The sequence below is a fragment of the Pseudomonas sp. JAI120 genome (genome assembly GCF_014207255.1).
Lineage (GTDB): Bacteria > Pseudomonadota > Gammaproteobacteria > Pseudomonadales > Pseudomonadaceae > Aquipseudomonas.
The window spans coordinates 1,172,390-1,185,956 of record NZ_JACHCZ010000001.1 but is presented as its reverse complement, the minus strand read 5'-3'; the positions used below and the strand labels follow the sequence as shown (position 1 = coordinate 1,185,956).

The window sequence follows — 13,567 nt, the reverse complement described above, 5'->3', positions numbered from 1 at the left end:
GAGGCCATTCCGAACACCGCAAGGCTAAGCCCTCAGTACACCCAAACCTCCACCCGCCGATTCTTGATCCGCCCCTCATCCGCCGTGTTCGCCGCCACCGGCATCTGTGCGCCGAAGCCGCGAATATCGCGCAATACCACGCCGTTCTTGACCAGCTCCCGGCGTACCGCCATCGCCCGTAGCTTCGACAGCAGCGCCGCCCGTTGCGGGTCATTCTTGGCGTCGCCGAATCCCACCAGCGTTACCTGCTTGTCGAGTTTGGCGTGGCTCTTTATATAGGCCACGACGCGCTGCACATCCTGGCGCGCCTTGTTGTCCAGGCTGGCGCTGCCTTCCTCGAAGCGAAAATTCACGGTCAAACGCTGGGCGTCACGGGCAATCGCTTGGTAGTCGTCAGGCATCGAGGGACGGGGTTGCACCGTCATCGCCTGCACCTGCTGGGCGATAAACCCGTTGGCCGCCACAATCGCCTGGCCTTTGCTGCTCTGGGCAAAGTCCACCAGGGCCTTGGCCCACGGGTTGCTGGAGGACGGCGGCAGGTAGAAGAACAGCCGGCGTGACAGCGGGTAATCCTCGGTGGCAATCAGGCTGTTCAATGGCAGCATCGGTTGCGAGTCGCCATCGACAATCGCCACCGCCTTGGCCTGGCGCACGTAAGGCAAGCCGATAAAGCCGATGCCCTGGGGATCCCGGCTCACCGCATCGGACAACGCTTCGCTGGACTCGAAGCGCTTGGCGGACGCTGCCAGGGGCTTGCCGCGCAGGCGCAACACCAGTTCCTTGAAGGTGTCATAGGTGCCGGATTGGTCATCCCGCGCGTACAAATGAATGGCACCGCCGATACCGCCCAGCGCTTCCCAGGTGTCGATCTCGCCGTTGAAGATCTGCGCCAGTTGCTCGGTGTTCAACGTATTCAGTGGGTTGTGCGGGTTGAGGATAATGGCCAGGCCGTCGATGGCGATCACCTGTTCGGCCTCGGGGCTTTTAAGATCGCCCAGGGGGTCGAGGTCCACCAGTTCGCTGTCCTTGATCGGACGGGAAGACGCAGCCAGGTCGGCGCTGGCTTTTTTCAGCGCGGCAAACCCGGTGCTGGAGCCATGGGCCGCCACCTCGACGGTCACTGTCTTGCCCTGGCGCGTCTTGCCGACCACGCGCTGTTCATTGGCGCCCTCGGCCGCTTCGCTGTGCACCGCCTGCAGGCCCTGATGCTCCATCAAGCCCTTGACCAGCGCCGGCCCCAACGCCGCGCCAATGGTGTTGGAACCCTGAATGCGCAAAGCCGGGCCTTGGTCGGTAACGGGTAGGGGGGCAGCCACAACGGAGAAGGAAAACGCGCAACACAACAGGAACAGAACGCGCAGCATCATGCCGGCACCTTCTCAAGCCAAAGGGAGTGCTGCGAGATTAAGTCAGTTGGATTTCAGTAATGTGACTGACAGTCAGCTTATCTGTTACTGATACACCGCGATCGGGGGCAAGCCCCCTCCCACATTTGGCCCGAGCACAGTCAGGGCGATCAGCTGAGTTCAAGCCAGATCGGTGCATGGTCCGACGGTTTCTCCAAACCCCGCAGGTCATAATCCACGCCCGCATCCTTGACCCGCGGCACCAGGCCGGTTGACGCCATGATCACGTCAATGCGCAGCCCACGCTTGGGCTCATCCTCGAACCCACGGCTGCGGTAGTCGAACCAGCTGAAACGGTCGGCCACCTCGGGGTTGAGGTGCCGGAAACTGTCCACCAGGCCCCAATTCTTCAGGCGCGCCATCCATTCGCGCTCTTCGGGCAGGAAGCTGCACTTGCCGGTTTTCAGCCAGCGCTTGGCGTTGTCGGCGCCGATGCCGATGTCGCAGTCTTCCGGGGAAATATTTACGTCGCCCATCACCACCAGGGCCTGGTCGTTGCTGAACTGGCTTTCCAGCAGGTGTTGCAAGTCTGCGTAGAAGCGGCGCTTGGCCGGAAACTTGGTCGGATGGTCGCGGCTTTCACCTTGTGGGAAATAGCCGTTCATGATGGTGATCGGTTGGCCGTTTTCATCGGCGAAGGTGCCCCAGATAAAGCGGCGCTGGGCGTCTTCTTCATCGCTGGCAAAGCCCTTGTGCACACTCAATGCTTCTTTGCGCGAGAGCAGTGCCACGCCGTAGTGGCCTTTTTGCCCGTGGTAGTACACGTGATAGCCCAAGGCCTGCACTTCGGCCAGGGGGAACTGGTCGTCGTGGACCTTGGTTTCCTGCAGGCCGATGACGTCGGGTTGGTGTTTTTCAATCAGTGCCGCCAGCTGATGAGGGCGGGCGCGCAGCCCGTTGATATTGAAGGAGACGATTTTCATGGTCGGCGGTCCAGTCTGGCAAAAGGGCGATGCTAGCGGACAAGTCGGACGGGGGCCAGCGTGGCGGTAGGACAGATGCACTGCTAATGTCTGGGAACGACTGGTGCTGCGTAGGTTCGTACCCATAAGAACGCCATCTATTGAGTGGCGCCCAGGGAGATTGACTGTATGACTGACACTGCCATTGGCGAAGTTCGCCTGCTCAACAGCGGCTATTCCCGCGAAGCCCGCTCCCTGCTGTACCAGGCCTATCGGCATGAGCCGACGTTTGCCTACATCTTTGAAGCTGAACGCGCAGGCTATGAACAACGGGTACGCGCCACGGTGCGCGAACTGGTCAAGCAGCATTTCTTCCAGAAACTTCCGGCGATTGGGCTGTTCATCAACGACCGCCTGATCGGCATCGCGCTGATCGCGCCCCCGCAGCGGCGCCTGGGGATTACCGAAAGCTGGGCCTGGCAATTGCGCATGTGGTTGAGCACCGGCGTGCGCGGTACCCGGCGCTACCTGGACTACCACTATGCGGTGATGGCCTGCTTGCCCAACGAGTCGGTGCATGTGTTGCCGCTGATGGGCATTCACCCGCAATTCCAGGGCAAGCACTACGGTGAACAGCTGCTGGGAGCGGTGCACAACTGGTGCGCGGAAGACCCGCACTCATCCGGTGTGGTACTGGATACGGGGAATTCGCGCTATCTGGAGTTCTACAAGCGCCAGGGCTATGAAGAGATCGGCGAAGTGGCGGTAGGACCGATCCTGGAACACGTATTTTTCCACCCCAATCCGCAGGTGTTACATGCTGCAACGGCTTAGCGCAGAATTTTTCAGAATCGTCTGAGTTCTAAGTTTCTCCCCAGCTCGTGTAGCATCCGCGCCTATGAAGTTTCCAGGAAGATTTACCAGCGGCTTGGTTCTGCTGTTCACAAGCTGCGGCGCATTCGCGCAAAGCGAATTGGACGTGCGGATCAAGCCTTCAAACGACGCGTTGAAAGCCAACATCGAAGGCTATATCGGTGGCGTGGGCGAGCGTGATGAAGAGGCCTTGCTGCGGTTCAGCCGTGGTGCCGAAGAGCAGGCGCGCAAAGCCGCCCAGGCACTCGGTTTCTATCAGCCCCGGATCGAAAGCGATGTGAAGGGCGGCGAGAACCCGCGCCTGATCCTCACCATCGACCCCGGCGAACCGGTGCATTTGCGCAACGTGACCATTCGGGTCGACGGCCCTGCCGCGAACCTCAAGGCCTTTCGCGTGCCCGCCAGCGATGACCTCAAGTCCGGCGCCGTGCTCAATCACGGCCACTACGAAGACGCCAAGCGTCTTATCCAGAACCAGTCCTCGCGCTACGGCTTTTTCAGCGGGCGCTTCACCAGTCAGAAACTCTCGGTAGACCCCAAGGCCGGCGTCGCCGATATCGAACTCATCTATGACAGCGGCCCCCGCTACACCTTGGGCAAGGTCAGCTTTGCCGGCGATACGCCCTTTGATGAAGAGCTGCTGCAACGCATGGTGCCGTTTAAAAGTGGCGCCCCCTACGATTCCGAACTGATCGCCGAACTTAACCAGAACCTGCAAGCCAGCGGCTTTTTCGAAGGCGTGCGCGTCGACGCGGCCCCCGCGGCTTCGGCCAATGATGTGATTCCGGTGGCCGTCAACCTGGAGACCCGCAAGCCCCGCACCATGGGCCTGGGCCTGGGTTTCTCCACCGACGTCGGCCCGCGCGGCAAGGCCAACTGGACGCGCCACTGGGTCAATCCCCAGGGCCACAGCTATGGCTGGGAAGCCGAGTTGTCGGCGCCACGGCAGAACGTTGGGCTGTGGTACGACATCCCGCTCGACCCGCCGCTCACCGATAAGCTGCGTTTTGCCGGCGGTTACCAGAATGAAGAAATCGCCAACACCGACACCTTGAGTAAATTGCTCACCCTCGGGCCCGAATGGCACAGCAAGTTGCCCAGTGGCTGGACGCGGGTGATCTCGCTCAAATACCAGCGCGAAGAATATCGCCTGGGCAATGACTCGGGCCTGAGTAACCTGGTGATGCCGGGGATCAGTTATTCCTACCTGCGCAGCGATAACCGCATCGACCCCCACAACGGCTACCGCCTGCAATTCGACAGCAAGGTGGCCAAGGAGGGGTTGGGGTCCGACACCAACCTGCTTTACGGCACGGCCATGGTCAAGGGCCTGACCACCCTGTGGGACAACCACCGTTTCCTGGCACGGGCGCAGGTCGGCGGCAGTGCGACAAACGGCTACAAGTCGGTGCCGCCGTCATTGCGCTTCTTCGCCGGTGGCGACCAGAGCGTGCGCGGTTACGAGTACCAGACCCTGTCACCCGAGAACGACCGGGGCGACCGTATCGGCGGCCGCTACATGGTGGCCCTGAGCGCCGAGTATCAATATTCCATCGCCGAAAAATGGCGGATAGCGACGTTTATCGACCAGGGCAACTCGTTCAACTCCCTGGACTTGCCCAGCCTGAAAACCGGCGTCGGCGTCGGCATTCGCTGGGTCTCGCCGGTCGGCCCGATCCGCTTGGACCTGGCCCATGCCCTGGAAGACCCGGGCGGCGTTCGATTGCACTTTTCCATGGGGCCTGAGCTGTGATGTGTGGTGTGAAAATAGCGGGGCTGGCCGTGCTGGCCATCCTTGCCGTGCTGTTGCTGGCCCTGTGGGCGGTCCTCGGTACCCAGGCGGGCAGTCGCTGGGCGCTGGGGCGTGTACCGGGGTTGAGCGTGGAGAATTTCCAGGGCCGTCTGGGCGGCCAGTGGAGCGCCGATCATCTGGTGTGGGCGCAAGACGGCAGTCGCGTTGAACTCGATGCCCCGACGTTTGACTGGTCACCGGCGTGCCTGTTGCGCATGACCCTGTGCATCAATCGCCTGGACGTGGAGCAAGTCCGCCTGGACGTTGCGCCGAGCACCGAAGAGAGCAGCGGGCCGATTCAATTGCCGGACCTGAAGCTGCCCGTTTCCATTCAGTTGGGCGACGTTCGTGTCGGCAGCCTGCTGTTTAACGGCAGCGAAGAACTCAAGGGCCTGCAACTGGCCGCGCACTGGACCGCCGCCGGCATGCAGATTGACGCGGCGCACCTGCAACGGGACGGCCTGGTGTTGGACCTGAACGGCCTGTTGCAACCCAGTGGCGAATGGCCGCTGACCGCCAGCGGCAACCTGAGCCTGCCCTACGCCCCCGGCGGCGCGCCGTGGACGGTCGCGCTCAAGGTCGAGGGCGACCTGCTCAAGACCCTCAGGCTCGACGCCGACAGCAGCGGCTACCTGCCGGCCAAACTCAAGGGCGAGCTGCAACCCCTGGCGGACAACCTCCCGGCCCAGGTGCATATCACCGCCGATGGCTTCAAACCCAGCGCCGATCTGCCCGACACCCTGCAACTCAATCAACTGGACCTCACCGCCAAGGGTGACCTGGGCAGTGGCTACCAACTGCTGGGCAAGGCTGTGCTGCCGGCGGACAAAGGCCCGGTGGACTTGCTGCTGCAAGGCAGGGTCGACGCCAAGGGCGCGCAGATCGCTGGCCTGGACCTGAATGCCGGCGACAAAAAAAGCCTCAAGCTCACGGCGCAGTTGGATTGGCAACAAGGCTTCAGCGCCGAGGCCAAGATCGATTGGCTGGATTTTCCCTGGCATCGCCTCTATCCGCTGATCGACGAGCCACAGGTGGTAGTGCGCACCTTTAACGGTGAGGTTTCCTACAAAGACGGCAACTACCTCGGCAACCTCAAGGCCGACCTCGACGGCCCGGCCGGCAAATTCAATGTGGTCACGCCGTTCAGTGGCGACCTCACGCAAATCTTCCTGCCGGAGCTGAAACTGACCGCCGGCCAAGGCAAGGCCGAAGGGCATCTGAACCTGCAATTTGCCGATGGCATTGCCTGGGATACAGCGTTGGACCTGTCGGCGCTGAACCCGGCTTTCTGGGTGGCGGAATTGCCTGGCACGCTGGCTGGCCCCTTGCGCAGCCAAGGTGAATTCAAAAACGAACAGCTCACACTCAACGCCGATCTCGACCTCAAGGGCCGCCTGCGCGGGCAAACCGCAGTGCTGGCGGCCAAGGCCGAAGGCGCGGGCGAGCAATGGACCCTGGCCAACCTGGATATGCGCCTGGGCGACAACCGCATCAACGGCAGCGGCAGCCTGCAGCAACGCCTGGCAGGGCAGATCGACATCAAGCTGGCGCGCCTGGCCCAGCTGTGGCCGCAGCTGCGTGGGCAGGTGAATGGCCGACTCGACGTGGCCGGCAGCCTCAAGGCGCCCCAAGGCAAACTCGACCTTAAGGGCCAGCAACTGGCGTTCGCCGATAATCGCCTGCAAAGCCTGAGCCTGGACGCGAACCTGGACAGTGCCCAGCGCGCGAAAATCGACCTCAAGGGCAGCGGCATTCAAAGCGGCGACACCCAGGTCGGCACGCTCACCGCCAGCGCCCAGGGCGACATCAGGAGCCAGAAGGTCCAACTCGACCTGGCCGGCCCCTTGGTCAAACTGGCCCTGGCCCTGGATGGCAACCTCGACAAAGGCAACTGGCGCGGCCGCCTGGCCAGTGGCGATGTGCAGGCGGGTGGCCAGGACTGGAGGCTGCAAGCGCCGGCAAAAATCGAGCGCATGGCCGACGGCAAGCTGACCTTCGCGGCCCACTGCTGGGTCTCCGGCGCCGCCAGCCTGTGCGGTGAAGACCAGCGCCTGATGCCCGAACCCAAGTTGCGCTACCACCTCAAGCAATTCCCCATCGACAGCCTGGCGGCGTTTTTGCCCAAGGACTTCGCCTGGCAGGGCAAGCTCAACGCCGACATCCAACTGGACTTGCCCGACAGCGGCCCCAAAGGCGTGGTCTCGGTGGATGCCAGTGGCGGCACCCTGCGCGTGAAGGACAAGGACCAGTGGCTGGATTTCCCCTACGACACCCTCAAGCTGGAAACCACCCTCAACCCCAAGCGTATCGACACCCAGCTGAACTTCCGTGGCGGCAAGCTCGGCGAGTTGCTGTTGCAGGCGCAGATCAACCCGTTGCCGAAAAACAAGCCGATCAGCGGCAATTTCAGCCTGACCGGCCTCGATCTCGCCGTGGCACGGCCGTTTGTGCCCATGGTCGAGAAACTCAACGGCAAGCTCAACGGCAGCGGCCGGATCTCCGGAGGATTGCTGGCGCCACAGGTCAACGGCAACCTCAACCTGGTGGGCGGCGAAGTCTCCGGGCCGGAGCTGCCCATCAGCCTTGAAGGCCTGAACGTGCAGGCGCTGATTGCCGGTGAACGCGTGCAGTTGAACGGCGCATGGCGCAGTGGCAAGGCCGGGCAGGGCAGCCTCAAGGGCCAGATCGACTGGGACCAGGCCCTGGCGGTGGACCTCAGCCTGCAAGGGTCGCAACTGCCGGTCACGGTGGAACCCTACGCCACGCTGGAAGTGGCGCCGGACCTGAAAATCAGCCTGAAGAACGACAAACTGGCGATTGCCGGCAAGGTGCGGATCCCACGCGGCGACATTACCGTGCGTGAGTTGCCGCCTTCCACCGTCAAGGTCTCGGATGACACCGTGATCGTCGGCAGCCAGACCGAAGAGGGCAAGCCGCCGATGGCCATGGCCATGGATATCGACGTGGCGGTGGGCGAAGACCAGCTCAACTTCTCGGGCTTTGGCCTGACCGCCAAGGTGCAGGGCCATGTGCACATCGGCGACAACATGGATACCCGTGGCGAGTTGTGGCTCAACGACGGTCGCTATCGTGCCTACGGGCAACGGCTCGATGTGCGCCGTGCACGCCTGCTGTTCGCCGGGCCGCTCGACCAGCCCTATCTGGATATTGAGGCGATTCGTAAGACCAACGATGTGGTGGCCGGCATCCGCCTGAGCGGCAGCGCCGAGCAGCCCACCACACAGATCTTCTCGGAACCGGCCATGAGCCAGGAGCAGGCGCTGTCCTATCTGGTGCTGGGTCGCCCGCTGAGCACCACGGGCGAAGACAACAACATGCTCGCCCAGGCCGCACTTGGCCTGGGCCTGATGGGCAGCGCCGGGGTCACCTCGGATCTTGCCAACAAGCTGGGCATCCAGGACTTCGACCTCGACACCCAGGGCAGCGGCACCACCACGGCGGTGGTGGCCAGCGGCAAGATCACCGAGAAACTCAGCCTGCGTTACGGCGTGGGGGTGTTCGAACCGGCCAGCACCATCGCCTTGCGCTACCTGCTGAGCAAGAGGGTGTACCTGGAAGTGGCGAGTGGTGTGGCCAGTTCCCTCGACATCTTCTACAAGCGCGATTTCTAGATCCTTTCGCAGTACAAAATGTGGGAGGGGGCTTGCCCCCGATAGCAGCCGTTCAGTCAACACATCAGTGACTGACCCAACGCTATCGGGGGCAAGCCCCCTCCCACATTAGCAAGCAAGCTAATTATTCCATTTGACTTTCGCTGCCTAGGCAGTAACATCTCGTCATACATTCACTGCCTAGGCAGTAATAAGGTGACTTCCGATGCCTCACTTCACCCCCGAAAACTTCCACAACTGCCACCTTGGCCTGTTGCTGGGCCGCGCGGCGATCCTAAAGGACCGCATCATCGACACCCACATGGAACCCCACGGCATCACTGCCGCGCAGTTCAAGGTGTTGATCATCATGGCCCAGTTCGGCGTCGATACCCCGGCGGAGCTGTGCCGCAACCTGTCCCTGGACAGCGGTTCGATGACCCGCATGCTCGACCGGCTGGAGCAGAAAAAATTGCTCAGCCGCCAGCGTTCCGAACTGGACCGTCGCCAGGTGCAGTTGGTGCTGACTGCCGACGGCCAGCGCCTGGCAGACATGCTGCCGCACATAGGCGCCCAAGCGTTGAACCAGCTGGCGGGCGTACTTGAGCCCGGCGAGCTGCAAACCCTGGAACGGATCCTCAAGAAAATTCTGATAGCTGCCGGTGATCCCATCACCCTGCAGCGGGTAGGTAAAGAATGAACACACGTGCCCTATGCCTGGTGCTTGCGGCCATGAGCATGGCCGGTTGCGCCAACTTCAGCGGCCTCGACACCCAGGGCAAGCGCCTCGACGCCAACACCTTGCAAACCGGCAAATCCCTGAGCGGCGTGACCCTGTCGAATGCTGCCTGGCCCAGCGCCGACTGGTGGAAAAGCCTCGGCGACCCGCAGCTCGACGGCCTGATCCAGGAAGCCCTGCAAAACAGTCCCGACATGCAAGTCGCCAGCGCCCGTGCCCATCAGGCCGAAGCCGCCGCCTATGCCGCGAATGCCGCGCGCATGCCGACCCTGGATGCCAGCGCCGGCGTGAGCCGTTCACGCCTGGCCAAAGACCAGGACCCGCGCGGCGAGGGCGATGCCTATTCGACCGTGCGTAATATCGGTGCCAGCTTCAATTACAACTTCGACCTCTGGGGTGGCCAGCGCGCCGCCTGGGAAGCCGCGTTGGGCCAGGCCCGCGCCGCCGAAGTCGACCAGCAGGCCGCGCGCCTGACCCTCGCCGCCGATGTGGCCAAGGCCTACAGCGACCTGGGCCAGGCGCATATCGTGCGAGACCTGGCCAGCGATGACCTCAAGCGCACCCGGCAAATGCTCGACTTGAGCAAGCGTCGCCTCAGCGCGGGCATCGACAGTCAGTACCAGTACCAGCAGACCGAGAGCCTGGAAGCCAGCTCCCAGTCGCAACTGATCGACGCGGAAAAACAACTGCAGAGCGCCAAGATCGCCCTGGCGGTGTTGCTCGGCAAAGGTCCGGACCGTGGCAGCGAATTGGCCCGCCCGAATGTGCTCAAGCCCGCCGCTGTCGCCGTGCCTTCGGTGTTGCCCGCCGAATTGCTGGGCCGCCGCCCGGACCTGATCGCCGCGCGCTGGAGAGTCGAGGCCGCGAGCAAGGACGTCGCCGCCAGCAAGACGCGCTTCTACCCCAACCTCAACCTCAGCGCGAGCGCCGGGGCCGAGTCGTTGCTGGGGGATGCGATGTTCGGCTCGGCCAGCCGCTTCTTCAATATTGCGCCGACGATCTCGCTGCCGATCTTCGACGGCGGCCGCCTGCGCGCCGACCTCGATGCCCGCGATGCCGACTACGACCTGGCGGTAGCCCAGTACAACAAGACCTTGGTGCAGGCCTTGGGCGATATCGGCAACACCCTTTCGCAACTGCGCGAAACCGGTCGGCAGATCCAGGCCCAGCAACATGCTGCGGACATTGCCCAGCAGTCTTACGACACCGGCATGCAGCGCTACAGCTCAGGGATCGGTAACTACCTGGATGTGCTCAGCATCGAGCAGCAATTGCTGCAGGCCCAGCGTCAGCTGGCGACCCTGAATGCCGCGCAGATCGATCTGTCGATTCAATTGATGCAGGCCCTGGGTGGCGGATACAACGCCGACAACGTGGCGTCGACCACCCCAGCCACTCGCACGGAATAATTTGAGGTATTTGTCATGGCCACTGCCGAAAACACCAACGCTACAGAACAACCCAAAGACAACAACCCACGCAAACGCAAAGTCATGCTGATCGGCCTGGCGCTGATCGTCATCCTCGGCGTGGTGGGCGTATGGGGCTGGTATGAGCTGTACGGTCGCTTCAACGAAAGCACCGATGACGCCTATGTGAACGGCAACGTGGTGGAAATCACCCCGCTGGTCACCGGCACCGTGGTCAGCATCGGCGCCGACGATGGCGACCTGGTCCACGAAGGCCAGGTGCTGATCAACTTCGACCCCAACGACGCCGCCGTCGGCCTGCAAAGTGCCCAGGCCAACCTGGCCCGCACCGTGCGCCAGGTGCGTGGCTTGTACAGCAACGTCGATGGCATGAAAGCCCAGGTCAACGCACAGAAAGCCGACGTGCAAACCGCCCAGGACAATTTCAACCGCCGTAAGACCCTGGCCCAGGGCGGCGCGATTTCCCAGGAAGAACTGTCCCACGCCCGTGACAGCCTGACCGCCGCCAAGAACGCCCTGACCAACCTTGAGCAACAACTCAAGACCAGCAACGCGCTGGTGGATGACACCGTGATCTCGTCCCATCCGGACGTGCAAGCGGCCGCTGCGCAACTGCGCCAGGCGTACCTGGCCAATGCCCGCAGCACCTTGATCGCACCGGTCACCGGCTATGTGGCCAAGCGCACCGTGCAACTGGGCCAGCGTGTGCAGCCGGGTACTGCGCTGATGGCGGTGATCCCGCTGAACCAGCTGTGGATCGACGCCAACTTCAAGGAAACCCAGCTGCGCGATATGCGCATTGGCCAGCCGGTGGACATCGAGTCGGACATCTATGGCAGCGATGTTAAGTACAGCGGCACCGTAGATAGCCTCGGCGCCGGTACCGGCAGCGCGTTTGCCCTGCTGCCGGCGCAGAACGCCACCGGTAACTGGATCAAGATCGTGCAACGGGTGCCGGTACGCATCCACATCAATGCCGAAGAACTGGCCAAGCACCCGCTGCGGGTCGGTTTGAGCACCGTCGTGAATGTGGACCTGCATGACCAGAGCGGCCCGGTGCTGGCGCAACAGGCGCCGCAGAAGGCTTCGTTCACCACCAACGTGTATGACCGCCAATTGGCCGAGGCTGACGCCATGATCACCCAGTTGATCCATGACAACAGCAACGCCGCGCCCAAGGCTGTGCAACGCTGATGAGCAATAACGCCTCCTTCACGCCGCCCAGCCTGTTGATGGCCACTATTGGCCTGTCGCTGGCGACCTTTATGCAGGTGCTCGACACCACCATCGCCAACGTGGCGTTGCCGACCATTTCCGGCAACCTCGGCGTGAGTTCGGAGCAGGGCACCTGGGTCATCACCTCGTTTGCGGTGAGCAACGCCATCGCCTTGCCGCTCACCGGTTGGTTGAGCCGGCGTTTTGGCGAAGTGAAGCTGTTTTTGTGGGCCACCATTCTGTTTGTGCTGGCCTCGTTCCTCTGCGGTATTTCCACCTCGATGCCCGAGTTGATCGGCTTCCGGGTGCTGCAAGGTCTGGTGGCCGGGCCGTTGTACCCGATGACCCAGACCTTGCTGATCGCGGTCTACCCGCCGGCCAGGCGTGGCATGGCCCTGGCGCTGTTGGCGATGGTCACGGTGGTGGCGCCGATTGCGGGGCCGATCCTCGGTGGCTGGATCACTGACAGCTACAGCTGGCCGTGGATCTTCTTTATCAACGTCCCCATCGGTATCTTTGCGGTGATGGTGGTGCGTTCGCAGCTCAAGAAACGCCCGGTGGAAACCAGCTACCAACCGATGGATTACGTCGGGCTGCTCAGCCTGATCGTCGGTGTCGGCGCCCTGCAGATCATCCTCGACAAGGGCAACGACCTGGACTGGTTCGAATCCAACTTCATCATTGTGGGCGCGGCGATTTCGGTGATTGCCCTGGCGGTGTTCATCATCTGGGAAATGACCGACAAGCACCCGGTGGTCAACCTGCGGCTGTTTGCCTACCGTAACTTTCGCATCGGCACGATTGTGTTGATCCTGGGGTACGCGGGCTTCTTCGGCATCAACCTGATCCTGCCGCAGTGGCTGCAAACCCAGATGGGCTATACCGCCACCTGGGCCGGCCTGGCGGTGGCGCCGATCGGCATCCTGCCGGTGCTGATGTCACCGTTTGTGGGCAAGTACGCGCACAAGTTCGACCTGCGCCTGCTGGCAGGCCTGGCGTTCCTGGCGATTGGCCTGAGCTGCTTTATGCGCGCGGGCTTCACCAATGAGGTGGACTTCACCCACATCGCCCTGGTGCAGTTGTTCATGGGCATCGGCGTGGCGCTGTTCTTCATGCCGACCTTGAGCATCCTGATGTCCGACCTGCCACCGCATCAGATTGCCGACGGCGCTGGTCTTGCGACCTTTCTGCGGACCCTGGGCGGCAGTTTTGCGGCCTCGTTGACCACCTGGATCTGGATTCGCCGGGCAGACCAGCACCATGCGTACATGAGCGAGAACATGACCACCTATGACTCCGCCACCCGCGACGCGCTGCAGGCGCTCGGTGGGGCAGGGCACAAGGCCTACGCGCAACTGGACCAGATCCTCACCAGCCAGGCGTACATGATGTCCACCGTGGATTACTTCACGTTGCTGGGGTGGATGTTCATGGGGTTGATGCTGCTGGTGTGGCTGGCGAAGCCGCCGTTTGGTGCCAAGGCAGGGCCGGAAGCGTCCGGCCACTGATTGGCAAAGACTGAAATGCAATCAATTGTGGGAGGGGGCTTGCCCCCTCCCACATTTTGATCTCTGTTCACATTGGATCAGTGGGATTCGA

The 13,567-nt window shown here is 62.5% G+C and carries 9 protein-coding genes; 7 read left to right on the top strand and 2 right to left on the bottom strand.

The genetic code is table 11. The features are described 5' to 3' along the window. Positions 1-32 precede the first annotated feature (32 nt). Positions 33-1,367: a substrate-binding domain-containing protein gene (locus HDC32_RS05460; protein WP_184742806.1), complete on the bottom strand. Its 1,335-nt coding sequence runs from the start codon at positions 1,365-1,367 to the stop codon at positions 33-35. Positions 1,368-1,516: 149 nt separating this feature from the next. Then, positions 1,517-2,329 carry an exodeoxyribonuclease III gene (xthA, locus tag HDC32_RS05455; RefSeq protein ID WP_131698105.1) on the bottom strand — a complete coding sequence of 271 codons (813 nt, stop codon included), beginning with the start codon at positions 2,327-2,329 and terminating at the stop codon, positions 1,517-1,519. A 168-nt stretch (positions 2,330-2,497) separates the two neighbouring features. Between xthA and HDC32_RS05450 the strand changes: the two genes are divergently transcribed. The 7 genes from HDC32_RS05450 to HDC32_RS05420 all read left to right on the top strand — a co-directional run bounded on the left by HDC32_RS05450 (position 2,498) and on the right by HDC32_RS05420 (position 13,476). After that, positions 2,498-3,142, top strand: a complete 645-nt coding sequence (locus HDC32_RS05450; protein WP_131698104.1) for a GNAT family N-acetyltransferase — start codon at positions 2,498-2,500, stop codon at positions 3,140-3,142. Positions 3,143-3,206: 64 nt separating this feature from the next. Continuing rightward, on the top strand, positions 3,207-4,934 hold the full coding sequence (locus HDC32_RS05445; RefSeq protein WP_184742804.1) for an autotransporter assembly complex family protein: 1,728 nt from the start codon (positions 3,207-3,209) through the stop codon (positions 4,932-4,934). Further along, positions 4,934-8,605: a translocation/assembly module TamB domain-containing protein gene (locus HDC32_RS05440; RefSeq protein WP_184742802.1), complete on the top strand. Its 3,672-nt coding sequence runs from the start codon at positions 4,934-4,936 to the stop codon at positions 8,603-8,605. Before HDC32_RS05445 ends, HDC32_RS05440 begins: the two co-directional genes overlap by 1 nt. 205 nt (positions 8,606-8,810) lie before the next feature. Next, positions 8,811-9,284 carry a MarR family winged helix-turn-helix transcriptional regulator gene (locus tag HDC32_RS05435; RefSeq protein ID WP_145337635.1) on the top strand — a complete coding sequence of 158 codons (474 nt, stop codon included), beginning with the start codon at positions 8,811-8,813 and terminating at the stop codon, positions 9,282-9,284. Further along, a complete protein-coding gene (locus tag HDC32_RS05430) occupies positions 9,281-10,732 on the top strand; it encodes an efflux transporter outer membrane subunit (protein WP_184742800.1) in 1,452 nt (483 codons plus the stop codon). Before HDC32_RS05435 ends, HDC32_RS05430 begins: the two co-directional genes overlap by 4 nt. Before the next feature lie 15 nt (positions 10,733-10,747). After that, on the top strand, positions 10,748-11,947 hold the full coding sequence (locus HDC32_RS05425) for an efflux RND transporter periplasmic adaptor subunit (protein WP_184742797.1): 1,200 nt from the start codon (positions 10,748-10,750) through the stop codon (positions 11,945-11,947). Then, on the top strand, positions 11,947-13,476 hold the full coding sequence (locus HDC32_RS05420) for a DHA2 family efflux MFS transporter permease subunit (protein WP_131698098.1): 1,530 nt from the start codon (positions 11,947-11,949) through the stop codon (positions 13,474-13,476). Before HDC32_RS05425 ends, HDC32_RS05420 begins: the two co-directional genes overlap by 1 nt. Positions 13,477-13,567 lie beyond the last annotated feature (91 nt).